The 23,844-nt window shown below is 62.9% G+C and carries 23 protein-coding genes; 19 read left to right on the top strand and 4 right to left on the bottom strand.

The window, feature by feature from the left end:
• The first annotated feature begins 543 nt into the window (after positions 1-543).
• Positions 544-1,176 (top strand): DUF2460 domain-containing protein, encoded by a 633-nt coding sequence (locus tag FAA97_RS06430; protein WP_136597647.1) that lies wholly within the window; start codon positions 544-546, stop codon positions 1,174-1,176.
• The gene (locus tag FAA97_RS06425) at positions 1,173-2,081 is read left to right on the top strand and encodes a DUF2163 domain-containing protein (protein WP_136597646.1); all 909 of its coding nucleotides are present in this window, start codon (positions 1,173-1,175) and stop codon (positions 2,079-2,081) included. Before FAA97_RS06430 ends, FAA97_RS06425 begins: the two co-directional genes overlap by 4 nt.
• 53 nt (positions 2,082-2,134) lie before the next feature.
• On the opposite strand, the gene FAA97_RS06420 is transcribed toward FAA97_RS06425, so the two are convergent.
• Positions 2,135-2,437, bottom strand: a complete 303-nt coding sequence (locus FAA97_RS06420; protein WP_136597645.1) for a hypothetical protein — start codon at positions 2,435-2,437, stop codon at positions 2,135-2,137.
• Positions 2,438-2,601: 164 nt separating this feature from the next.
• Here FAA97_RS06420 and FAA97_RS06415 point away from each other — a divergent pair, with 164 nt between their 5' ends.
• From FAA97_RS06415 to FAA97_RS06355, 13 genes are all read left to right on the top strand, one after another.
• On the top strand, positions 2,602-3,057 hold the full coding sequence (locus FAA97_RS06415) for an NlpC/P60 family protein (protein WP_136597644.1): 456 nt from the start codon (positions 2,602-2,604) through the stop codon (positions 3,055-3,057).
• 2 nt (positions 3,058-3,059) lie between these two features.
• On the top strand, positions 3,060-6,833 hold the full coding sequence (locus FAA97_RS06410) for a baseplate multidomain protein megatron (RefSeq protein WP_136597643.1): 3,774 nt from the start codon (positions 3,060-3,062) through the stop codon (positions 6,831-6,833).
• A gap of 46 nt (positions 6,834-6,879) precedes the next feature.
• Positions 6,880-7,089, top strand: a complete 210-nt coding sequence (locus FAA97_RS06405) for a hypothetical protein (protein ID WP_136597642.1) — start codon at positions 6,880-6,882, stop codon at positions 7,087-7,089.
• A gap of 120 nt (positions 7,090-7,209) precedes the next feature.
• Positions 7,210-7,452, top strand: coding sequence for a hypothetical protein (locus FAA97_RS06400; protein ID WP_136597641.1), 243 nt, complete (start codon positions 7,210-7,212; stop codon positions 7,450-7,452).
• A gap of 134 nt (positions 7,453-7,586) precedes the next feature.
• Positions 7,587-8,252, top strand: coding sequence for a response regulator transcription factor (locus FAA97_RS06395; protein ID WP_136597640.1), 666 nt, complete (start codon positions 7,587-7,589; stop codon positions 8,250-8,252).
• Positions 8,249-9,643 (top strand): ATP-binding protein, encoded by a 1,395-nt coding sequence (locus FAA97_RS06390; protein ID WP_136597639.1) that lies wholly within the window; start codon positions 8,249-8,251, stop codon positions 9,641-9,643. The genes FAA97_RS06395 and FAA97_RS06390 overlap by 4 nt, the downstream gene beginning before the upstream one ends.
• A 123-nt stretch (positions 9,644-9,766) precedes the next feature.
• Complete coding sequence (locus FAA97_RS06385; RefSeq protein WP_168800931.1) at positions 9,767-10,168, top strand: hypothetical protein; 402 nt, start codon at positions 9,767-9,769, stop codon at positions 10,166-10,168.
• Between the two features lie 87 nt (positions 10,169-10,255).
• On the top strand, positions 10,256-10,630 hold the full coding sequence (locus FAA97_RS06380; RefSeq protein ID WP_136597637.1) for a type II toxin-antitoxin system RelE/ParE family toxin: 375 nt from the start codon (positions 10,256-10,258) through the stop codon (positions 10,628-10,630).
• Entirely contained in the window at positions 10,627-10,932 is a 306-nt protein-coding gene (locus FAA97_RS06375; RefSeq protein WP_136597636.1) for an addiction module antidote protein, read from the top strand. Before FAA97_RS06380 ends, FAA97_RS06375 begins: the two co-directional genes overlap by 4 nt.
• Positions 10,933-11,076: 144 nt before the next feature.
• Positions 11,077-12,255 (top strand): c-type cytochrome biogenesis protein CcmI, encoded by a 1,179-nt coding sequence (gene ccmI / locus FAA97_RS06370; protein WP_136597635.1) that lies wholly within the window; start codon positions 11,077-11,079, stop codon positions 12,253-12,255.
• Positions 12,252-12,704 carry a cytochrome c maturation protein CcmE gene (gene ccmE / locus FAA97_RS06365; RefSeq protein ID WP_136597634.1) on the top strand — a complete coding sequence of 151 codons (453 nt, stop codon included), beginning with the start codon at positions 12,252-12,254 and terminating at the stop codon, positions 12,702-12,704. The genes ccmI and ccmE overlap by 4 nt, the downstream gene beginning before the upstream one ends.
• Positions 12,701-14,689 (top strand): heme lyase CcmF/NrfE family subunit, encoded by a 1,989-nt coding sequence (locus FAA97_RS06360; RefSeq protein WP_136597633.1) that lies wholly within the window; start codon positions 12,701-12,703, stop codon positions 14,687-14,689. The genes ccmE and FAA97_RS06360 overlap by 4 nt, the downstream gene beginning before the upstream one ends.
• A 164-nt stretch (positions 14,690-14,853) precedes the next feature.
• Positions 14,854-15,288, top strand: coding sequence for a cytochrome c-type biogenesis protein (locus FAA97_RS06355; protein WP_246041357.1), 435 nt, complete (start codon positions 14,854-14,856; stop codon positions 15,286-15,288).
• Here the strand turns inward: FAA97_RS06355 and FAA97_RS21425 are convergent, their stop codons facing one another.
• Positions 15,289-15,606 carry a type II toxin-antitoxin system RelE/ParE family toxin gene (locus FAA97_RS21425; protein WP_136597631.1) on the bottom strand — a complete coding sequence of 106 codons (318 nt, stop codon included), beginning with the start codon at positions 15,604-15,606 and terminating at the stop codon, positions 15,289-15,291. It lies immediately after the preceding gene.
• A complete protein-coding gene (locus FAA97_RS06345) occupies positions 15,603-15,863 on the bottom strand; it encodes a CopG family ribbon-helix-helix protein (protein ID WP_136597733.1) in 261 nt (86 codons plus the stop codon). Before FAA97_RS06345 ends, FAA97_RS21425 begins: the two co-directional genes overlap by 4 nt.
• Before the next feature lie 207 nt (positions 15,864-16,070).
• Between FAA97_RS06345 and FAA97_RS06340 the strand changes: the two genes are divergently transcribed.
• The 4 genes from FAA97_RS06340 (at position 16,071) to FAA97_RS06325 (ending at position 22,975) form a co-directional block, all read left to right on the top strand.
• Positions 16,071-17,618: a Do family serine endopeptidase gene (locus FAA97_RS06340; protein ID WP_136597630.1), complete on the top strand. Its 1,548-nt coding sequence runs from the start codon at positions 16,071-16,073 to the stop codon at positions 17,616-17,618.
• Between the two features lie 139 nt (positions 17,619-17,757).
• A complete protein-coding gene (locus FAA97_RS06335; RefSeq protein ID WP_136597732.1) occupies positions 17,758-18,486 on the top strand; it encodes a response regulator transcription factor in 729 nt (242 codons plus the stop codon).
• A 4-nt stretch (positions 18,487-18,490) separates the two neighbouring features.
• Positions 18,491-19,906, top strand: coding sequence for a sensor histidine kinase (locus FAA97_RS06330; protein ID WP_136597629.1), 1,416 nt, complete (start codon positions 18,491-18,493; stop codon positions 19,904-19,906).
• Between the two features lie 117 nt (positions 19,907-20,023).
• Positions 20,024-22,975: a bifunctional [glutamine synthetase] adenylyltransferase/[glutamine synthetase]-adenylyl-L-tyrosine phosphorylase gene (locus FAA97_RS06325; protein WP_136597628.1), complete on the top strand. Its 2,952-nt coding sequence runs from the start codon at positions 20,024-20,026 to the stop codon at positions 22,973-22,975.
• A 40-nt stretch (positions 22,976-23,015) separates the two neighbouring features.
• On the opposite strand, the gene FAA97_RS06320 is transcribed toward FAA97_RS06325, so the two are convergent.
• The gene (locus FAA97_RS06320) at positions 23,016-23,837 is read right to left on the bottom strand and encodes a glycosyltransferase family 25 protein (RefSeq protein ID WP_136597627.1); all 822 of its coding nucleotides are present in this window, start codon (positions 23,835-23,837) and stop codon (positions 23,016-23,018) included.
• Positions 23,838-23,844: the final 7 nt, after the last annotated feature.

Here is a 23,844-nt window from a genome sequence, read left to right as displayed (position 1 = left end):
GGGGGGGCTATCCGGCGCAGCTTCAGAGGGTTTCCGCATTGTCCGGCGCCGAAGCGATTTCGCTTCGGCTGGAAATGCTTTGGCGCTTCGCGCCCCCTCATCCCCCTGCCGGGACCTTCTCCCCGCTGGGGAGAAGAGCGATCCCGCTTCGGGCTCCACTCAAAATCCATATGCGATAGCCCTGCCGCCGGGGGGAGACGGCTGGACGCCGGTCGCGGTTTTGACTCCCTCTTCTCCCCGGCGGGGAGACGTGCCGAGCGGATGCGAGGCGATGAGGGGGCTATCCGGCACAGCTTCAGAGGGTTTCCGCATTGTCCGGCGCCGAAGCGATTTCGCTTCGGCTGGAAATGCCTCTGGCGCTTCGCGCCCCCCTCATCCCCCTGCCGGGACCTTCTCCCCGCTGGGGAGAAGAGCGACCCCGCTTCGTGCGGCGCTCAAACTCCATATGCGATAGCCCTGGCGCCTAAGGGGAGAGCGGCGGAGCGGCTGGTCCATTGTGAGTTTCCAAGAGATCATTTTCAAAAACATCATCAGGAGGCGGAGATGGCTTTTCATGAGATCAGCTTTCCGTTGCGGCTGTCGCTGACGACGCGGGGTGGGCCGGAGCGGTTGACGGATGTCGTTTCGCTGACCAACGGGCGGGAGGCGCGCAACAGGCGGTTTCGTCATGCGCGACGGCGTTATGATGTGGGATCGGCGCTGCGGTCGGTTGCCGATCTCTATGCGGTTCTCGACTTCTTCGAGGCGCGTGCCGGGCGGCTGCATGGGTTTCGCTTTCGCGATCCCGTCGATTTTTCCTCCGCACCCTGGGGCTTGAACATTTCGCCGCTCGACCAGCGCTTGGGCATTGGCGATGGGGAGACGGCGTCTTTCCGGCTGGTCAAGGTCTATGGTGATCCGGCGGCGGTGGAAGAGCGGCCGATATCCAAGCCCGTGACGGGCAGCGTCAGGGTCGCGCTTGACGGCGTGGAGCAGATGGCCGGGTTTTCCGTCGATGCGGCATCGGGCGTGGTGACGTTTCTTGCCGGGCATGTGCCGAGCGAAGGCGTCGAGATCCGCGCGGGCTTTCAGTTCGATGTGCCGGTGCGATTCGATACCGAGCGCATCGAGATCGATCTCGATGCCTTCAGAGCAGGCCGCATTCCCTCCATTCCGTTGATCGAGGTGATCCCATGAAGACGATTGCGGCCGCCTTTGCCAACCATCTCCTGAGCGGGGAAACGACGCTTTGCCGCGCCTGGCGGGTGACTCTGATTGATGGCGCGGTGATGGGCTTCACCGAGCATGATGCGCCGCTTGCCTTTCAGGGCACGGCCTTCGAGCCGGCAAGCGGTTTTGCCGCAACGGCGGCCGAAACGGCAAGCGGGCTTGCCGCAACGGGTGCGGAACTCAGAGGCGGCTTTTCGAGCGAGGCGATCCGCGAGGCGGATCTGGCGGCCGGGCGCTTCGACGGGGCGCGGGTCGAGCTTTTCCTCGTCAACTGGCAGGCAGCCGACGAACAGCACCTGCTGTTGACGGTGCAGGAGATCGGCGATGTGAGCCGGGCGGGGGCGGGGTTTTCAGCCGAGCTCAGAAGCATAGCGCATCGCCTGGCCCAGCCGGAGGGCAGGATCTACAACCGGCGCTGCGATGCCGAGCTCGGGGACAACCGATGCCGGGTGGACATGACGCTGGCGAACCGGCGTCTGACCGGCACGGTGGCAGAGGTTGCAAACGCCGACCGGCTGGTGATTGCCGGCCTGCCGGTGCTGGATGTGGGGCATTTCCGGCTTGGCGCCTGCCGGTTTCTCGGGGGGGCTCTTGCGGGCCAGCGGCTGGCGATCGAGGAGAGCGCGGCGACAGAGACGGGCTCTGACGGCAACCGGCTGACGCTTGCGCTGTGGCTTCCGATGGATGCGAGCCCTGAAACGGGGGATCAGGTGATGCTGACCGTCGGCTGCGACAAGAGTTTTACCACCTGTCGAACACACTTCTCCAACGCCTTGAATTTTCGTGGGTTTCCGCAGATGCCCGGCAGCGATTTCGCCTATTCCTATGTGGGCGGCGACACCACCCATGATGGACGTGTGCTCTACGACTAGGATGTTGCCGCATTGTCCGACGCCGAAGCGGCCCCGCTTCGGCTGGACATGCCTTAGGCGGGCTGCAGCTCGGGCTTCTGTTGGCTGCGTCCGAAAACCTTTTCGCCATGGGCAAGCTCGGCCTCGCGCAGGATGACGAGGCGGCGCAGATGGCTTTCGACCTCGACGATGAGCGCGAAGAAGCCGCAGACGACGGCGGCGGCGACCACGCCGGCACCGAGGCCGGCAATGCCGAGCAAGATGTTGGGAGCGTCCGTCGAGCGGCCGAACAGGCCGTAGGCGGTGGCACCGCAGATGATCACGAGTGCTGCCAATGTATTGATGACGTCGAATGCGCCGATGAGCGTGCGGTTCATGGTATCCCCCTTGGCTGCCCCTTGATCGCCGTTGCAACCAGTGAACCAGTTGCCGTGCTCCCTGTAAAGACGGGGGATTTTGGGCATTGGCAAAGGCTTTTTTCTGAGATTGCGGCGATTCGGATCGCAACGCTGGATGGAAGAGAAGCTGGAGGGAGGACGCGATGGCGATCCAGGCTGAGGTTCTGCAGATTGCGACCGCGTGGATCGGCACGCCGTATCGGCATCAGGCATCGACGCTGGGGATCGGCTGCGATTGCCTCGGCCTCGTTCGCGGGATCTGGCGCGGGCTTTATGGGACCGAGCCTGAAGCCGTGCCGGCCTATCAGCCCGACTGGGCCGAGCGTTCCGGCGAGGAGCGGCTGATGGCGGCGGCCGCCCGGCATTTTCTCACTTTGTCCGGCTTTGCCGAGGCGATACCCGGCGATCTCGTGCTCTTTCGTTTCAGGCCGGGGCTTGCGGCCAAACATGCGGGCATCCTCACGCGGCGCAGTGCGGCGCAAGGACCGCCGGATGCCTTCATCCACGCCTATGAGCAGGGGGCGGTCACGTGTTCGGCGCTGGTGCCGGCATGGCGGGCAAGGATTGCAGGGCTCTATCGATTTCCCGAAAGGATCTGAGAATGGCGACCATTCTTCTGCAGGCAGCGGGGGCAGCGCTCGGTTCGGTGTTCGGGCCGGTGGGCAGCATGCTGGGGCGGGCGGCGGGAGCCCTGGCCGGCAGCATGATCGACCGCAGCCTGATTGGTGGCGGCGCGGTTTCAGGCGCCAGGCTCTCCTCGGCGCGGCTGCCGGGTGCAAGCGAAGGCACCGCGATCCCGCGACTTTACGGCACCGCACGGCTGGGCGGCACGCTGATCTGGGCGACGCGGTTCGAGGAGGAGACGGTGAGCGAACGCGCCGGCGGCAAATCGACCGGCGGCACGCGCACCACGACCTATCGGTATTTTGCCAATCTGGCGCTTGGCGTATGCGAGGGCGAGATTGCCGGCATTGGCCGGGTCTGGGCGGATGGGCGCGAACTCGATCTGACCGAAATCGACATGCGGGTCTATCGCGGCACAGAGGACCAGATGCCCGATCCGCTGATCGAGGCCAAGCAGGGCGAGGGCCGCGCGCCGGCCTATCGCGGACTTGCCTATGTGGTGTTCGAGCGGCTGCCGCTCGATGATTTCGGCAACCGCATCCCGCTCTTGCAATTCGAGGTCCTGCGGCCTGTGGGGCGGCTGGAGCGGGAGATCCGGGCAATCACCGTGATCCCGGGGGCGACCGAACATGGCTATGCAACGACACCGGTGTCGGATCAGCCCGCAATCGGCGAGAAGCGCTGGCTCAACCGCAATACGCTGGTAGCCGGGACCGACTGGCAGGCTTCGCTCGATCAGTTGCAGGCGCTTTGTCCCAAGCTTGATCGCGTGGCGCTCGTTGTGACCTGGTTCGGCACGGATCTGCGGGCGGGCGCATGTCGGATCGTGCCCGGCGTCGAGGTGGCATCGCGCACCGAGGAAAGCCGGCCCTGGATGGTTGCCGGTTTGGACCGGGGAGCGGCCCATCTCGTCTCGCGCCACAATGGCGGGCCGGCCTATGGCGGCACCCCGAGCGATGAGAGCGTCATGGAGGCGATCGCGGACCTGAAAGCCCGCGGGCTGAAGGTGATGCTCTATCCCTTCGTGATGATGGATATCCCTCATGGCAATGGCCTTGACGATCCTGACGGCGGCGCCGAACAGCCGGCCTATCCCTGGCGGGGGCGGATTTCGGTCCATCCGAAAAGCGCTGACGGGACGGCGGCTGCGGGGCATCAGATAACAGACTTCGTCGAGCGTGTTGACGGCTACCGCCGCTTTGTCCGCCACTATGTCGATCTGGCACTGGCAGCCGGCGGCGTCGACGGGTTTCTGATCGGCTCGGAACTGCGGGGGCTGACGACGGTGCGCAATGGGGCAACCGGATTTCCGTTCGTCGATGCACTGGTGCAGCTGGCCGAGGAGGTGCGGGCAAGGCTCGGACCCCAGACCGGAGTTACCTATGGTGCCGACTGGAGCGAGTATTTCGGCTTCCACCCAAACGACGGCAGCGGCGATCATTTCTTCCATCTCGATCCGCTCTGGGCGAGCCCGGCGATCTCGGCCGTCGGCATCGACAACTACATGCCGCTTTCCGACTGGCGCGACGCGGATCTCGAGGCTGACAACCCGGATGGTTTTGTCTGCGCTGACGACGCGCAAGGTTTCGAGCGGATGATCGACGGCGGCGAGGGGTTTGACTGGTACTATGCCAGCGCTGGCGACCGCGCGGCGCGGCACCGCTTGCCGATCACCGATGGCGCCTACGGAAAACCCTGGGTGTTTCGCACCAAGGACATCGAGAACTGGTGGAGCAACCTGCATTTCGACCGGATTGCCGGGATTGAGCAAGGCAACCCGACCGGCTGGCGACCGGGGATGAAGCCGGTGTGGTTTGCCGAGCTTGGCTGCCCGGCGGTCGACCGTGGCGCCAACCAGCCGAACGTCTTTCCCGACGGCAAATCCGCCGAGAGTGCCAAGCCGCATTTTTCAAGCGGGGCTCGGGCCGACAGCCAGCAGCGGCGCTTCATCGAGGCGCATCTGAGACACTGGTCGTCCGCCGCGGCAAGGACCGGCATGGTTGACCCCGATCACCTCTATCTCTGGTGCTGGGATGCCCGGCCAAGCCCGGCCTTTCCGCAAAACACGGGGCTGTTTGCCGATGGCAGCAACTGGCGGACCGGTCACTGGCTGAACGGGCGGCTGGGGCAGGCGACACTGGCCGATACGATTGCGGCGATCCTTGCCGAGCATGGTTTTGCCGATTTCGACGTGAGCGGTGTTTGCGGCGATCTGGGCGGATATGTCAAAGCGGATCTCAACGCCGCGCGCGATCTGATCGAGCCGCTGATCGATCTCTTCCAGATCGATGTGGCAGAGGATGGCGGAAAGCTCAGGTTTCGCAGCCGAACAGCGGCAAGCCTTGCCGCCCGCACGATCGAAACCCTGGCAGCCATCGAGGGCGAGCCGCTGTGGCGGGAGACCCGCAGCCACGACAGCGACTTCGCCTCCGAAGCGCTTTTGACCTTCTACGATCCGGCCGCAGACTACGGCGAGGCGAGCGTGCGCTCGCGCAAGGTGGAGGCGGCAACGCATCGGCAGCTCGCGCGCGATCTGCCGGCAGTCATGGCGGAAGAGGTGGCGATCTCGGCCGTCGAGGGCTGGCTGCGCGACAACCGGCTTTCGCGGCGCAGGCTGGAGCTTGCGCTTTCGCCGCAGGAAGTGGCGGTGGAACCGGGCGACGTCTTGCAGTTTGCCGAAGGGCCGAAGGGGCGTTTTCTCGTCACCGATATCGCCGACGGACTGGAGCGCAGGATCACACTGCGCGGCTTTGCCGGAAAGGTTTCCGCGCCCGCTGCCGCACACGATCCGGGGCGATTGCCGCCGCAGGATCCCGGTGCAGGCTTTGCACCGCAACTGGTCTTTCTCGATTTGCCTTTGCTCGAGGGCGGCGGCGGTGACGCCTCCATCGCCGGCTTTGCCCGCCCCTGGCGGCGGGTCGCGGTGTCGCGTTCGCTGGAAAGCGAAGGCTACCGGCTGCGCCTCGCGCTTGATCGTCCCGCGGTGATGGGCCGGCTTGCGGCTCCGCTTGGTGCGGGGCCGGTCGGGCGTTTCGACAGGGCTCAAACCGTGGTGATCGATGTGGTTGGCGGGGCCTTGTCTTCGGCAAGCCGCATGGCCGTGCTTGCGGGCGAAAACAGGCTGGCGGTGAGGGCTGCCAATGGACAGTTCGAGGTGATCGGTTTTCTGGAGGCCGAGGAGGTCGCGTCCCGGCGCTTCCGGTTGAGCGGACTCTTGCGGGCGCTGGGCGGCACCGAAGCGGCGATGCGGGCGGGTGCCTCTGTCGGCGCGGATGTCGTTTTGCTCGATGGCGCGGTGCGGCCGCTGGCGCTGGAGGCCGGCGAACGCGGCCTTGCGGCCAACTGGCTGTTTGAGCCGGTGGGTCAGGTGAGTGCACGCGCAGGGCCGATTTCCTTTGCGGGTGGGATGATGGCGGTGACGCCGCTTTCGCCGGTTCATGCGCGCGTGCGGCGCCTGACGGACGGCGATCTGGACATCAGCTGGATCAGGCGCGGACGGATGGATGCCGATGGCTGGGAGCCACGCGATATCACGCTCGACGAGCCCGAGGAGCGCTACCGTCTGGAGATCCTGAACGGCGAAGGGCAGCCCTTGCGCAGGCTCGAGCTCACCGAGCCGCGCTATCGCTACGCCGCGACCGCGGAAGTTTTCGATTTCGGCAGCCGGCAGGGGGCGCTTGGCCTCAGTATCCGCCAGATCGGGCGTCAGGCGATCGGGCCGCCGCTTACGGTTCTGACGCCGGTTCATTGACCGATCCATTCATCGACAACCGCGAGAAAGAAGGAAGGGAACGCACATGTTGGAAACGAAACACTGGTACCAGTCGAAAACCGTCTGGGGCGCGCTGATTGCCATGGCGGCTCCGCTTGCCCGCTATGTCGGGCTTGATCTGCCGCTCGCCGAGCAGGCTGAACTTGCCGATCTCCTGACCGTGCTTGCCGGCACCTTTGGGGCACTGCTTGCGCTTTACGGCCGGCTGACGGCCACCAAAGGCGTGAGCGGCTGAGTTTGCCCTGTGACCTCTGACTGTTGACAGGCTCGACTGTTCTTCACGCATTCATTTGCCATTCAGGCGCTCTCCGTTACATAGTCTGCAACAAAGGATCTCCTTGCAGAAGTGAGCGCAATGGCATCATTCATGAGATATACCGGGCTGGCCTTGGCTATCGCCCTCGGCAGTTCGGCTGTCTCGGGCGATTCCGCCCAGGCCGCCGGCGACTGCCGGGAGGCAGCCATGCGCGTTGCTGCGGAAGAAGGCGGACAATTGCTTTCCGTGCGCGAATCGGGCGGAGAATGCGTGATTGTCGTTCTCGTCCAGGGCAGCGGCAACGAGCGTCCCCGCAAGGTGACGCGTCGGGCTTCGCTGTAAGGGCGGGCTCGCCAGGGCTCAATTCGTGGCAGTTGTGCTGGCTGAAGATTAGCGCGACCGGCCGTCATCCAAAACGTTACGGCGGCTGTCAGGGGTTCGGTCAGGAACGCTTGCCGCTGTAAGGGGGAAACAGAATGCGCATTCTCGTCGTCGAGGACGATATCAACCTCAATCGCCAGCTTGTCGAAGCCCTGCAGGAAGCGGGTTATGTGGTCGATAAGGCCTTTGATGGCGAGGAAGGCCACTTTCTCGGCGATACCGAACCCTACGATGCCGTTATCCTCGATATCGGCCTGCCGGAGATGGACGGCATCACGGTTCTGGAAAAATGGCGTGCGGCAAGCCGGGTGATGCCTGTCCTGATCCTGACAGCCCGCGATCGCTGGTCGGACAAGGTGGCTGGCATCGACGCCGGCGCCGACGACTATGTCACGAAGCCTTTCCATGTCGAGGAAGTGCTCGCCCGCATCCGGGCGCTGATCCGCCGTGCGGCAGGCCATGCCTCCTCGGAAATCGTTTGCGGCCCGGTGAGGCTCGACACCAAGAGTTCAAAGGCAAGCGTCAATGGCATGACGCTGAAACTGACCTCGCATGAATACCGGCTTCTGTCCTATCTGATGCACCACATGGGCGAGGTCGTCTCGCGCACGGAACTGGTGGAGCACCTTTACGACCAGGACTTCGACCGCGACAGCAATACGATCGAGGTGTTTGTCGGCCGGCTGCGCAAGAAGCTCGGCGTCGACATGATCGAGACCGTGCGCGGCCTTGGCTATCGCATTCAAGCGCCCGCTGCATGAAGATCCGCTCGCTCACCGCGCGCGTCCTGATCCTGGCGACCCTCTGGTCAGCGCTGGCGCTGGTGACGATTGCGGTGGCGATTTCCGCCCTTTACCGGCAGGGCGTCGAGCGCGGCTTCAACAACCTTTTGCGCGCCCAGCTTTACAACGTCGTCAATTCCGTTTCGGTGGGGGAAGGCGAAAGCCTGACCGGCTCGCCGGCGCTTGGCGATCTGCGCTTCTCGCAGCCCGAGACCGGCTGGTACTGGCTGGTGGAGCCGCTCGGCAGCTATCAGGCAGCACCGCTCGCCTCGGCCTCGCTCGGCGTTTCCAACCTGCCGACGCCCGATGTTTCGGTGACGCCGTTCGACATCAATTACGAGCGCTTCTACGAAATGGCCGACGAGGCGGGCAACCGCATCCGCGTGGTCGAGACCGAGGTGGTGCTTGACGATCAGGGCCGGGCGGCGCGCTTTCGTGTGACCGGCAATATCGAGGTGGTGGAGGAGGAGATCGCCTTCTTCTCCAGCCGCCTCAACATGGCGCTCGGCGTCGTCGGGATCGGCAGTCTTCTTCTGAACGGCGGCGCGATCGTTTACGGCTTGCGCCCGGTCGACCGCGCAAGGCGTGCGCTGGAGCGCATCAGGCGTGGCGAGGCGGAGCGGCTGGAAGGCGAATTCCCGAGCGAAATCATGCCGCTCGCCACTGAGATTAATGCTCTGATCGACAGCAATCGCCGCATCGTCGAGCGTGCTCGCATGCAGGTCGGAAATCTTGCCCATTCGCTGAAGACACCGATTGCGGTGTTGTTGAACGAGGCGCGCACGCTCGATACGGCACATGCTGGCGTTGTGACGAGCCAGGCCGAATCCATGCAGGCGCAGGTGACCACCTATCTGAACCGCGCCCGGATCGCCGCCCAGCGCGACAGTGTGCTTGCCCGCACCGAAGCGCAGCCGGTAATCGAGCGGCTGGTGCGCGTGATGCGCAAACTGAATGGCGAGGTCAATTTCGAGCTGGAAATCGCGCCGGATCTGACCTTCGCCATGGAGCAGCAGGATGTCGAGGAAGTGGTCGGCAACCTGCTCGAAAACGCCTCCCGTTTTGCCAAATCCACGATCGCCACCCGGGTGAAGGCGGTAAACCGCGAAGATGACGCGGGCGATGGCCGGCGTCGTTGGGTTGAAATCGTAATCGAGGACGACGGTCCGGGGTTGGCACCGGAGCAGATCGGCGAGGCGCTGAAGCGCGGTCGGCGGCTCGACGAGAGCAAGCCGGGCACGGGGCTTGGCCTGTCCATCGTCAAGGAAATCTCGGGTGAATATCAGGGGTCATTCGGGCTTTCCCGCAGTGCGCTGGGGGGGCTTCGCGCGCATTTGATCTTGCCGGCTGTGAGCAAGGAGACTGCGTGATTGATTTTTTTGTGAAATTCCATAGTTCTATGCGAACGGTGCCGAAGCACCCTGTCCTTGCCGCAAATGACATGCGGCGGTGACCTCTGTGTACGACATGTCGACTGAAATTGGATTGATATGATGGGTGCTTTGCGCTTTGGAGCTGTCGCCGTGGCACTGGGTGCCGCAGTTGGTCTTTCGGCCTGCACCACAACGCAGGGCAGCGTGCCCGCGGGCTCGGCACTGTACATCTCCGCCCTTCAAGGCGGCATTGTTTCGCGCACCGGCGTCAAGCTGTCGAAAAGCGAGACACAGCGCGCCCTTGAAGCTGAATATCGGGCATTGGAGGCAGCGCCAGGTGGACAGCCCGTGACCTGGGCCGGCAGCTCGGTGCGCGGCCAGGTCGTCGCTGCCGCACCGTATCAGGTCGGCCAGCAGAACTGCCGCCAGTTTACCCACAAGGTGATTGAAGGCACGCGCGAACTCCAGGCTCGCGGTGCGGCCTGCCGCAACTCCGACGGCACGTGGACGCCGCTGAGCTGACACTCTCCTCTTGGTCGCCCCCGATCATCGTCCCTCTCATCCAGGGCGCCTAAAGACGCCTTGATCTGATTGCGTCAGCAATAGGGCTTGCAGTGCCTGTATGCTGTAGCGTACATTGTCGTCATGATCCGGTATGAGATCGAAGTCTATCAGACCGAAGAAGGCGATTTGCCGTTTCAGGCCTGGCTTGATGCGATCCAGGCTCCTGAGATCAAGGCGCAGCTGGTGGCTCGCATCCGCCGGGCCTCATTGGGCAATTTCGGCGATTTTAAGAAACTGACGGACGCCAAAGGTATTTGCGAAATGCGTGTCCACGCCGGGCAAGGTTTCCGCATCTTCTACGCGGTGATTGGGCAGACCGTCGTTCTGTTGCTGGCCGGATCGACGAAGAAGGACCAGGCTCGGACTTTGGCCAAGGCCAAGGTTTACCTTGAGGATTATCGTAAGAGGGTGAAGTCTTGACCGCAGCAAGCCGACCATTTGACTTTGAGAAATATGACGAGCTGCTGCGTGATCCTGACACGGCAGCCGTCTATCTCGCGGAGTTCCTTGAAAGTGGCGACATGGAGTTGTTTCAGGAAGCCGTGCGTCATGTTGCAAAGGCGCAAGCGGGTGGTTTGTCTGGTGTCGCCGAGCAGGCCGCCCTGAACAGGGGCAGTCTTTACAAATCCCTTTCGCGAAACGGTAAGCCGCAATTTGAGACAATGGCACGGATCCTTGGTGCCATGGGCTTGCAGTTTGTGGTTGTGCCGAAGTCGCAATAGACAGGGAACTCGCTCAGTACTTGACTTGCATCAAGGATGAGACGGTGATGCTGGCCTAGGGAAGCTTGCGGCCAATCGCCTCAATTTTTTGTCATGGGCGGTTTGCCGATTGGAAAGCGTCATGCCTTGCCGTAATCGGATATCATGTTGTTCTGGATCATCGCTGCTCTCCTGACGGTTCTCGTCGCCCTGTTCCTTTTGTCGCCGCTTTTGCGCGCGCGCGCCCAGGCCTCTGGTTATGAAGAGGGGGAGGCGGCGGTCTATCGCGATCAGTTGCGCGAATTGGAGCGCGATCGGACGGCTGGACTTATCGCCGCCGAAGATGCCGACTATGCCCGTGCCGAGATCGCGCGCCGCCTGCTATCGACCGATGCCGGGGCAAAGGGGGCGTCTTTCGCGGAGAAGGGCAGCACCGGCAAGCGCCTGATGGCGCAGGCCTTCATCCTCATCTGTCTGCCCACAATCGGCCTTGCCGGCTATCTCGCCTCGGGCAATCCCGGCATGCCGGATGCGCCGCTTGCTGCCCGGCTCGAGAATCCCGGCGACAATGTTGAGCTGCTGGTGTCGCAGGTCGAGCGTCATCTCGCCGCCAATCCCGAAGACGGCAATGGCTGGAACGTCGTGGCGCCTGTCTATTTTCGCATGGGCCGGCTCGAAGATGCCGAGCTTGCCTATCGCAACGCAATCCGCATTCTCGGACCTGACGCGGACCGGATGACCGGATTTGGCGAAACGCTTGTCACCCGCAATGACGGCATTGTCGTTGAGGATGCCAGGCGCGCCTTCGAGGCGGCGTTGAAGATCGAGCCGAACAATCCGCGGGCCGACTACTATCTGGCGCTTTCGCTTGAACAGTCCGGCCGCCGGACTGAGGCACTTGCAGCCTTCGAGGCGATTGCCAAGGCTTCCCCGCCGAATGCGCCCTGGATGGATCTGATCAATCGTCATATTGCGACGAACAGCGCCGGTCTGCCGCTGGCGGGCGGGCAGGCCGCAGAGGCGGTTCCAGGTTCCAGCGCAGCGCCGCTCGGCAACCCGACGGCAGACGATGTCGCCAATGCGCAGGCCATGTCGGCGGGTGACCGAAACGAGATGATCCGCGGCATGGTGGCGAGCCTCGACGCCAAGCTGAAGGAAGACCCCAACAATTTTGAAGGCTGGATGCGGCTTGTGCGCTCCTATGCCATGCTCAAGGAAGAAGACCGCGCCGAAGGCGCGCTGAAGGACGGGCTGAAGGCCTTTCCGGCCGAAACCGCCGAGGGCCGGCAGTTGATCGCCATGGCCGCGGAACTCGGTCTTGAAGTCGAGGAGACGACGCCATGACCCGCAAACAGAAACGATTGGCCGTCATTGCCGGCGGCATGAGCTTCATCCTGGCGGCCGTGCTTCTGGTGATGTTCGCCTTTTCCCAGACGATTGCCTATTTCTACGTGCCGGGTGACCTCAAATCGGTCGAACTTGATGCCGGGACACGCATACGGCTCGGCGGGCTTGTCGAGGACGGTTCAGTCAAGCGCGGCGAGGGCTCGACGATCACCTTTACGGTGACCGACACGCTGGCGACGGTGCCGGTGACCTATACGGGCATCCTGCCTGACCTCTTCCGCGAGGGGCAGGGCGTGGTGGCCGAGGGCAGCTTCCGCGAGGGCGACCGGGTCTTCGTTGCCGATACCGTGCTTGCCAAGCATGACGAGACCTATATGCCGAAGGACGTGGCGGACCGTCTGGAGGCGCAGGGCGTGCAACTCAGCGGCAAGGAAAAGATCCAATGATCGTCGAACTCGGCCATTATGCGCTTGTTCTGTCGCTGGCGGTAGCCCTTGTCGTCTCCGTGCTGCCGGTGATCGGCGCACGCCGCGGCGATGTGGCAATGATGACGGTGGCAACGACCGGAACCTATGCTCTGTTCCTGATGGTGGCGCTCTCCTTTATCGTGCTCACCTATGCCTATGTGGTCTCCGACTTCTCGGTGCAGAATGTCTACGAGAACTCGCATTCGCTCAAACCCATGATCTACAAGATCTCCGGCGTCTGGGGCAATCACGAGGGATCGATGATGCTCTGGGTGCTGATCCTGAGCCTGTTCAGCGCCATGGTTGCCTGGTTTGGCGGCAACCTGCCGGATCGGCTGAAGGCGAATGTGCTTGCCGTCCAGGCCTGGATCACGGCGGCGTTCACGCTCTTCATCCTGATGACGTCGAACCCGTTCAACCGCCTCTCGCCGATCCCGGCCGAGGGACAGGACCTGAACCCGGTTCTGCAGGACATCGGCCTCGCCATCCATCCGCCGCTGCTCTATCTCGGCTATGTCGGCTTTTCCGTCTGCTTTTCCTTTGCCATTGCAGCCTTGATGGACGGTCGCATCGACGCGGCCTGGGCACGCTGGGTCAGGCCCTGGACGCTTGCTGCCTGGGTGTTTCTGACCGCCGGCATTTCGATGGGCTCCTACTGGGCCTATTACGAACTCGGCTGGGGCGGCTGGTGGTTCTGGGATCCGGTCGAAAACGCCTCCTTCATGCCCTGGCTTGCGGGCACCGCGCTTCTGCATTCGGCGCTCGTGATGGAAAAGCGCGATGCCTTGAAGATCTGGACGGTTCTGCTTGCGATCATTGCCTTTTCGCTGTCGCTGCTCGGCACCTTCCTCGTCCGCTCCGGCGTGCTGACCTCGGTGCATGCCTTTGCGACAGACCCGACGCGCGGCGTCTTCATCCTCGGTATCCTGGTGATCTTCATCGGCGGTGCCTTGTCGCTCTTTGCCTTCCGCGCGCCGATGCTGAAGGCGGGCGGCCTGTTTCAGCCGATCTCGCGTGAAGGGGCGCTTGTCCTCAACAACCTGATCCTGACCGTCTCGACGGCCACCGTCCTGATCGGCACGCTTTATCCGCTGCTTCTGGAAACGCTGACCGGCGAGAAGATTTCCGTCGGTCCGCCTTTCTTCAACATCACCTTCGGGCTGCTGATGATCCCGCTTTTGCTGGCGGTGCCCTTCGGGCCTTTCCTTGCCTGGAAGCGAGGCGATGTGCTGGGGGCCTTGCAGCGGCTTTATCTGGCAGCCGGGATCGCACTGGTTCTCGGGCTGGCGCTCTACTACGTGCAAAATGGCGGACCGGTCATGGCCGTTGGCGGCCTGGCGCTCGGCTTTTTCGTGATGGCAGGGGCCGTCGCCGACCTCTGGTATCGCGCCGGTTTCGGCAAACAGAGCCTTTCCGTGGCGCTCAGCCGCCTGAAGGGGCTGCCACGCTCGGCTTTCGGCACCGCGCTTGCGCATTTCGGCCTGGGCGTGACGGTGATCGGGATTGTTGCCGTCACCACCTTCGAGACCGAAACTGTGGTCGAGATGAAGCCCGGTCTGACGGCGGAAGCCGGCGGCTATGTGCTGACCTTCGACGGCATGCGCGCGGCGAACGGCCCGAATTATACCGAGGATCAGGGCCACTTCACCATCCGCCAGGGCGGTGTCGAAGTGGCCGATGTCTGGTCCTCGAAGCGGCTTTACACCGCACGCCGCATGCCGACGACGGAGGCCGGCATCGTGACATTCGGTTTCAGCCAGCTCTACGTTTCGCTCGGGGACCCCATGGCCGATGGCGGCATCGTGGTGCGGATCTGGTGGAAGCCGTGGATCCTTTGCATCTGGTACGGCACCATCGTGATGATGGCGGGTGGCATTGTTTCGCTGTCTGATCGACGCCTGCGTGTCGGCGCGCCGAAGCGGGCCAAGGTTGCGGCAAAGCCGGCGTTGGAGGCGGGCGAATGACTGCATGGGTTCAAGCAAGTGCCCCTCACCTTAGCCCTCTCCCCGCAGGAGGGGAGAGGGAATTTCTGGCGTTTGCGGGTTCCGCCTTTACCCCGCTCGCGGGGAGAAGGTGCCGGCAGGCGGATGAGGGGCTAACGCGTCGGACGGCCCAGCGGCTGTTCGTCCTGCTCGCCCTGCTGCTCGCCCCCCTTCCAGCATTCGCCGTCAATCCCGACGAGGTGCTCTCCGATCCCGTGCTCGAACAGCGGGCGCGGGCGATATCGGCGGAACTGCGCTGCATGGTCTGCCAGAACCAGTCGATCGACGATTCCAATGCCGAACTCGCCCGCGACCTGCGCGTGGTGGTGCGTGAGCGGCTGGTGGATGGCGATACGAACGACGAGGTGATAGACTATGTGGTGTCGCGCTACGGCGAGTTTGTGCTTCTGAAGCCAAGGCTGAGCGCCCATACGCTGGCGCTCTGGGGAGCACCGGCAGTGCTGGTGCTGATTGGTCTCATCGTTGCTTTCGTCAGCGCGCGCAGACGCGTGGCAAGGCCGACCTCGAAACTGACACCGGACGAAGAGGCAAGGCTGGGACGATTGCTCGACGGGGAGTGATCAGGGCATTTCGAAGTCGGCATCATCATCCAGCGGTAATCCCGGCGGTCGTTCGCGACCGTGATGGATCGTGAGGATGTGAATAGCTTCAGGCCCAACCTCATAATGGATGTGATAGTCGCCCAGAACGAACCGTCTTGCGGTTCTAAAGGGCAGATCTGCGGCTTCCTGGCCCATGGAAGGGAATTGGCTGAGAGCCCTCACGAACTGATGAATGTCATGTCGAAACCGCTCTCCCGCTGCGCGATTGCGTTCTCGGAGATAGGCTGCTTCTCGCGCGACATACGCTCTGGCACCGGGCGAGAAGGTGACTTTCACGCCGCAGCGCCCTTTATGATGGCGTCTAGTTCTGCAAGAACATCCTCGGCATCAATGCCGTCGCCTGCGGCGATTGCTTTTTGCGCAGCCTTGATCTCCAGGACTTCGCGTCCTTCCTGAGCCATGTAACTCTTGAGCGCGCGCACGATTATCCAGCTGCGGCTTCGATCGCATGCGCCGGCAACCGCTTCGATCTCGGCGAGAATGTCGAGGGGCAGTCGAAGCGTGATGGGGTCGGATAGCTTCTGTTTTGACATCATTTTTAATTCCGTTTGTAATACGGATGGTGGGCGTGATCTGCCGTTCCGTCAAGTCATGTGAAGCATTTCCTAAACATTACGAAGATTTCATCCGCCGTACAGATCGCTGTAAGGTGACGCTCCCTATATCTCTCCTCATCCACCGCTTCCCACCGCCGGATCGTCCGGCGGCTCCAGTCAGAAGAACAGATGAAGGTAGAACACATGTCTGAGATCAAAGGTCGCTCTTTGAAGTCGATCCTCAAAGCGTCCACCGCCGCTGGCCTTGCTGCCGTGATGCTGGCGACAGCGGCGCCGATGGCTGTCACGCCGGCTCTGGCGGAACCCGTTGCGGTCAATGCACCGCAGGTCCCGAGCTTTGGCGATGTCGTTGAAGCCGTGCTGCCGGCCGTGGTGTCTGTTCGCGTTCAGTCCAACAAGCGTGAAGTGACGTCCGACGAAAGCAACTTCTCCTTCAATTTCGGCGGTCGCGGTTTTGAGGACTTGCCGGATGACCACCCGCTCAAGCGCTTTTTCCGTGAATTCGGCGGCCCCGGCATGGAAGGTCCGCGCGGCGAACGCGGCCCGCGTGCCGAGCGCGGCCCCGGTCGCCTGCGTCCGACCGCGCAAGGCTCCGGCTTCTTCATTTCCGAAGACGGCTATGTGGTGACCAACAACCACGTGATCGACGACGGCCAGGCCTTTACCGTGGTTCTCAACGACGGCAAGGAATATGATGCCAAGCTCGTCGGCAAGGACAGCCGCACCGATCTCGCACTGCTGAAGGTTGACCAGAAGGATGTGAAATTCACCTATGTGAAGTTCGCTGACGACAGCAAGGTTCGCGTTGGCGACTGGGTCGTGGCTGTCGGCAATCCCTTTGGTCTCGGCGGTACCGTGACCGCGGGCATCATCTCGGCGCGTGGCCGCAATATCGGCTCCGGCCCCTATGACGACTATCTGCAGATCGATGCTGCCGTAAACCGCGGCAATTCCGGCGGTCCCGGCTTCAACCTCAACGGTGAAGTCGTCGGCATCAACACGGCTATCTTCTCGCCGTCTGGCGGCAATGTCGGTATCGCCTTTGCAATCCCCGCTTCGGTTGCGACCGACGTGATTGCCAAGCTGAAGGAAACCGGATCGGTTTCGCGTGGCTGGCTTGGCGTGCAGATCCAGCCGGTCACGGATGATATCGCCGAAAGCGTCGGCCTCTCGGAAGCCAAGGGTGCGCTGGTCGTGGCCCCGCAGGAAGGTTCGCCAGGTGCGGCCGCCGGCATCAAGGAAGGTGACGTCGTGACTGCCGTGAACGGCGAGCCGGTGGAAGACCCCCGCGATCTTGCCCGCCGCATCGCAGCCTTTGCACCGGACTCGACGGTTGACGTATCGCTGTGGCGTGACGGCAAGGCTGTCGAGGTCGAGGTCAAGCTCGGTGAACTGCCGGCTGATCAGACCGCGTCTGCCGACAGCGAGACGGATGCAATGCCATCGCCGGGGGCCGAGGAAGAACTCGCCAATCTCGGCCTGAGCGTTCGCCCGGCTGACGGCGGCAAGGGTCTTGCCATCGTGGACATCGACCCGGACAGCGATGCTGCCGACAAGGGCCTGAAGGCGGGTGAGACCATCACCTCCGTCAACAATCAGGCTGTCTCTTCGGTCGCCGACGTCAAGCGCGTGATCGACCAGGCGAAGAAGGACGGTCGCACCCGTGCGCTGTTTCAGGTCGAATCCGACAGCGGTAGCCGCTTCGTCGCCCTGCCGATCAACCAGGGCTGATCCTGATCCATGAGCAGGGCGCCGGCGGTCGCGGACCGGCGGCGCCCTTTTTCTATTCTCCGATGGCGTGCCGACGGTTTGGCCGGCAAGACGCATGAAAGGATATCCGATGGGGATCGCAGAGACAGGGCAGCCTGGGATGGGCGAAACCGGCTATACGGACCCGAATGCCGACGCTAATGTCGCCCGCATGAAAATACTGGTTATCGAAGACGATCTGGAAGCTGCAGCCTATATGACCAAGGCCTTTCGCGAGGCGGGCATCGTGGCTGATCACGCCAGCGACGGCGAAAGCGGCCTCTATATGGGGTCGGAGAACAGCTACGACGTGATGGTCGTGGACCGCATGCTGCCGCGGCGCGACGGTCTCTCGGTGATCAGCGAATTGCGTCGGCGCGGTGTTGAAACGCCGGTTCTCATTCTCTCGGCCCTTGGCCAGGTGGACGATCGCGTCACCGGCCTGCGCGCCGGCGGCGACGATTATCTGCCGAAGCCCTATGCCTTTTCCGAATTGCTGGCCCGCGTCGAGGTTCTCGGCCGGCGCAAGGGCAAGCCGGAGCAGGACATGGTTTATCGGGTGGGCGATCTCGAGCTTGACCGGCTGGCACACGAGGTGCGCCGGGCGGGCAAGGACATCCTGCTGCAGCCGCGTGAATACCGTCTTCTCGAATATCTGATGAAGAATGCCGGCCAGGTCGTGACCCGCACCATGCTGCTTGAAAATGTCTGGGATTATCATTTCGATCCGCAGACGAATGTCATCGACGTGCATGTCTCGCGGTTGCGCTCCAAGATCGAAAAGGACTTCGACCGCCCGCTTTTGAAGACCGTGCGCGGTGCTGGCTACATGATCAAGGACGAAGGCTGAGATCATGGCTGTTTCGTCCCGGCTGGACGTTGTATTCAAGTCGACGGCTGTCAGGCTCTCGGCCGTCTACATCGTGCTCTTCGCGCTTTGCGCCGCTTTTCTTGTCTTCTACGTCACCGGGCTTTCCGAGCGGATCCTCAACAACCAGACGCGCGACGCGCTGCGTCAGGAGGTGCAGGAGATCCAGGGCGCGTTTGATCGCGGCGGCATCAATCAGCTTTTGCGGACGCTGGAACGCCGGGCGCGCCAGCCGGGCGCCAATCTCTATGTGATCGCCAGCCCTAACGGCGAAATCCTGGCGGGCAATGTCGCATCCGTGCAGCCTGGCGTTTTCGATCGCGAGGGCTGGACCGAGTTTCCCTTCCGTTATCAGCGCTATACCGACAATGGCGGCGTGAAGCGCCATCTTGCCACCGCCAATGTGCTGGTGCTCGACAACGGCCTGCGCGTTCTGATCGGGCGTGACCTTGGCGAGCCTGGCAAGCTGCGCCAGTTGGTGCGCCAGGCGCTGATGGTGGCGCTGCTGATCATGGGTGTCGGTGCCGTCGTCATCTGGTTTGCGATCGGCCGCAATGCGCTGAAGCGCATCGACCGGGTCTCGGCGGCGAGCCAGAAGATTGCCGCCGGTGATCTGTCCCAACGGTTGCCGATCTCCGGTTCGGGCGATGAATTCGATCGGCTGTCCCAGGCGCTGAACGGCATGCTGGCGCGGATCGAGCATCTGAACGAGGGCCTGCGGCAGGTCTCCGACAACATTGCCCATGATCTGAAGACGCCGCTCACGCGCCTGCGCAACAAGGCAGCCGACGCGCTGGACGAAGATGACGAAACACATCGCAAGGCGGCGCTGGAAACCATCATTGCCGAGTCCGACCAGTTGATCCGGACCTTCAATGCGCTGTTGATGATTAGCCGTGTGGAAGCAGGTTCGATTGCGGCCGAACTGACCGACATCGACGTTTCGGCAATCGCTGCCGACAGTGCCGAACTCTACGAGCCGGTGGCGGAGGAGGAGGGCCAGACCATGGTCTGCGCCATTTCGCCCGGACTTTCGGTGCGCGGCAATCGCGAACTGGTTGGCCAGGCCATTGCCAACCTGATCGACAATGCCATCAAATACGGCGGGCAGGGCGAAGACGGCTCCGAGATCAGCATTCGCGTATCGCGCGGCACCGATGGTGTAGAAGTGCGCGTCTCCGACGAGGGGCCGGGAATTCCTGCCGACAAGCGCGAAGACGTTGTGAAGCGGTTCGTGCGGCTCGACAAGAGCCGCTCGAAGCCCGGCACCGGTCTTGGGCTTTCGCTGGTCGAGGCGATCATGGCGCTGCATGGCGGGCGCCTTGTCTTGAGCGACACGCGGGTGCATCCCGAATTTCCCGGACTGACGGCGACAATCATCTTTCCAGGTGCCAAAGCCTAGAACTGCTTAAGGGGCACGTCCGCCAACATGCGTTGTGTGGAGTGCCGGGCGTTCTGCAAACCTTGACCGATCTTGCGATATTTGTTCAGGTCGCGCCGGCAGGGAGAGGAGAACGGCATGGCGCTTGACGGCAATACGCGGTTGGCCGAGGTGACAGAACAGGTCATCAGGCCGCTCAATCAGACAGAGCTGAAGGCGGCAACCGCGCTGGTCAAGGATCTGATCAAGCAGGAGCCGGAACTTCTGGAGCCCCTGGGTGCCGACGGCCCCCTGCGGAACTTCGTTCTCGCGGCGCTGACACTCTCTCCCTATCTGCGCGAAATCGCCGAGGTCAGGCCTTCGCTTCTGCTTCAGGCCGTCACGCAACCCGTAGAACCCATGCTCGCAGAGGCGGTTGCCGACGCGCGCAATGCCTGGCGCGCCGACGGCTCGGGTGCCGCGCCAAGCGAGGCGGTGGTCATGACGCGGCTGCGGCTTGCCAAGCGCAAGCTTGCCTTTGTCACGGCGCTGGCCGATCTCGCCCGCATCTTTTCGGCGCGCGACACCACCCGTTGGCTGACGGCGCTTGCCGATGCAAGCGTGGCTGCGGCCATCGACCACCTGCTTGTCTCCGGCCAAGAGGCCGGCAAACTGGTGCTCAAGGATATTGCCGAGCCATCCCGTGGCAGTGGGCTGATCGTGCTCGGCATGGGCAAACACGGCGCCTCAGAACTCAACTATTCCTCCGACATCGATCTTGTCGTGTTTTACGACGCGGAGGCCGGCATTCTGCGAGATCCCGAGGATGCGATGGAGACCTATGGCCGGATGATGCGCCGGCTGGTGCGGATGCTGCAGGAGCGGACGGCGGACGGTTATGTGTTTCGCACCGATCTCAGGCTCCGGCCCGATCCGGGATCGACGCCGCTTGCCGTTCCCGTCGAGGCGGCGCTGATCTATTATGAGGGGCGCGGACAGAACTGGGAGCGGGCGGCCTTCATCAAGGCGCGTCCGGTGGCGGGCGATCTGAAAGCCGGCGAGGGCTTCCTGCGTGAACTCGTGCCTTTTGTCTTCCGCAAGTACCTGGACTACGCGGCGATTGCCGATATCCACTCGATCAAGCGGCAGATCCATGCGCACAAGGGGCATGGCGCCATTGCCGTGAAGGGCCATAACGTCAAGCTCGGCCGCGGCGGCATTCGCGAAATCGAGTTCTTTGTACAGACCCAGCAGCTGATTGCCGGCGGGCGCATGCCGGACCTGCGCATTCGTGGCACCGAAGAGGCGCTGGCCGCGCTGGCGCGGGCGCAGTGGATCGACACGGCGACCGCAGAAGAACTGACCGAATGCTACTGGTTCCTGCGTGATATCGAACACCGCATCCAGATGGTGCGCGATGAACAGACCCACATCCTGCCGGAGACGGAGGCGGAGCTGAAGCGCATTGCCTTCATGCTGGGCTTCATCGACACGAGTGCCTTTTCCAAGGCCCTCGACGAGGTGCTGCGCACGGTGGAGAAGCGCTACGCGCGGCTGTTCGAAAAGGAAGAGGGGCTTTCGAGTGCTGCCGGCAATCTTGTCTTTACCGGCCAGCAGGACGATCCGGACACATTGAAGACCCTGGCCGGCATGGGGTTCGAGCGGCCAGAGGCGATCTCCAGTGTCATCCGAACCTGGCACTACGGCCGCTACCGGGCGACGCAATCGGTGGAGGCACGCGAACGGCTGACCGAGCTGACGCCGAACCTTTTGAAGGCCTTTGGCGAAAGTCGCCGGGCCGACGAGGCGCTGTTGCGCTTTGATGAGTTCCTGTCCGGTCTGCCGGCGGGCATTCAGCTGTTTTCGCTGCTCGGCAACAATCCGACCCTTCTCGATCTGATCGTCCGGATCATGGCGGCGGCACCGCGGCTGGCGCAGATCATCTCCGAGCGTCCACATGTGTTTGACGGTATGCTCGATCCTGCTCTTCTCGTCGAATTGCCGACCCGGGACTATCTTGAGCGCCGTTTGAGAAGTTTCCTGTCGGGCGCGCGGCATTATGAGGATGTGCTGGACCGGCTGCGGATCTTTGCCGCCGAGCAACGCTTCCTGATCGGCATCCGCCTGCTGACCGGATCGATCGGCGGCGCCCAGGCGGGGCGTGGCTTTACCGAACTCGCAGGACTTGTGATCGGGGAGGCGCTGACGGCGGTGATTGCCGAAATGGAAGCGGCGCACGGCAAGATCGCAGGTGGACGGGTGGCGCTGGCCGGAATGGGGAAGCTCGGCTCCTACGAACTGACGGCAGGGTCGGATGTCGATATCATTCTACTCTACGAGCACGACGATGACGCGGGCGACTCCGACGGGCCAAAGCCGCTTGATCCGGTGCGCTATTTCACCCGGCTGACCCAGCGTCTGATAGCGGCGGTCTCGGCGCCGACGGCAGAGGGCGTGCTTTACGAGGTCGACATGCGGCTTCGGCCCTCCGGCAACAAGGGGCCGGTTGCAACGCGGCTGCGCGCCTTTACCAAGTATCAGCGCGAAGAGGCGTGGACCTGGGAGCATATGGCGCTGTCGCGGGCGCGGATGATTGCCGGCGATGCAAGCCTGATGACGGAAGCGGATGCCATCATTGCCGAAATCCTCAAGACGACACGGGACGAGGCCGTGGTGACCAAAGATGTCGCCGAGATGCGCAAGCTGATCGAAAAGGAAAAGCCGGCAGGCAGCATCTGGAATTTGAAGCTCATTCCGGGCGGGCTGATCGATATCGAGTTTATCGCGCAGTATCTGGCGCTGGTGGCGCCAGCGCGGGGGCGGGTGGTTGTCACCAACGGGCTGTCGACGGCGGATGCCTTGGTTGCGTTCGGTGATCTGTTGGATGCCAATGATCGCGACACCTGCCTTTCGGCACTGAAGCTCTATACCGATATCGCCCAGGTGACGCGGCTTTGCATCGACGGCGGATTTGAACCGCAGGGGGCACCAGCAGGGCTTGTCGACCTTGTGGCCCGGGCGGCGGAGTGCCCTGATCTGAAAACCACCGAGGCCGAAGTGAAGCGGCTCTCGAAGGCGGTACGGAAGGTGTTTGGGAGGGTGGTCGCCTGAGGGCTGCCGACGGATCGCTGATCTGCCAGCAGGACTCGCACTACCGCCATCCGCTCCTCAGTCGGACGCGGCGACGCGCCGACGACAGAAACCAGCGGCTGAGCTTTTCACGGACGCGGTAGAGCTGACGCCGGACGAAGAGTGCGCGCGGCAAAGGCGCTTCCTCAAACCGATCATAACCAATCGTCGAAGTGCCAACCTTCTCGAAGGCGGGCTGAGGGAAGATTGCAAGGTTGGGCAACCCGTGATGCCAGTCGCGGTCGATTTCATCGTCGACAGGACGGTAGACATCCTGCAGGCGCTCTACCAGTTGAGCGGCGCCTTCTTGGGTTACGGCATAGGCAACCATGCCATGCGCATAGCCTGAAAATCGGATCAGGCACTTGCCCAGGAACATCTCGTCGAGGATGCGGAATTTGACCGGACGGTTGTTGTAGAGCTTGAGGTAATGCAGCCCTTCCTCGGCGAGATTGCAGGCGAAAAGCCGTTTCACCAAGCCCCAGTCCACAATGGCATCATCTTCGACGATCAGGGCCTGTGGGATGTTTTCATCCGCGATCTTCTTCCAGACGGAATAATGGCTCGAATAGCAGGCGAGTTCTCGCGGATGCATGGTCCGGCCATTTCGGATCAAGGCATCCGTCTCGTTGTATCGCAGATCAGGCGACAGGCTTTCGCAAGCGTCGAAGAATTCCCATGGCAGGTCGCCGTCCGGCGCAGTTTGACTGAAGGTCTCGCGGCGCTCGGTGGCGCGGGCGAGACTGATGACAAAAACGCGTCCCTGAACTGGGCCGGCAACAGCTGTGCCGGTCACGTTGTAATAGGGGCTTGGTGTGGCGGATGCCGCGTCATGCTTATCCATATTGGCG

It is taken from the genome of Peteryoungia ipomoeae (assembly GCF_004912165.1).
Lineage (GTDB): Bacteria > Pseudomonadota > Alphaproteobacteria > Rhizobiales > Rhizobiaceae > Allorhizobium > Allorhizobium ipomoeae.
This window is presented reverse-complemented; position numbering and strand designations above follow the sequence as displayed.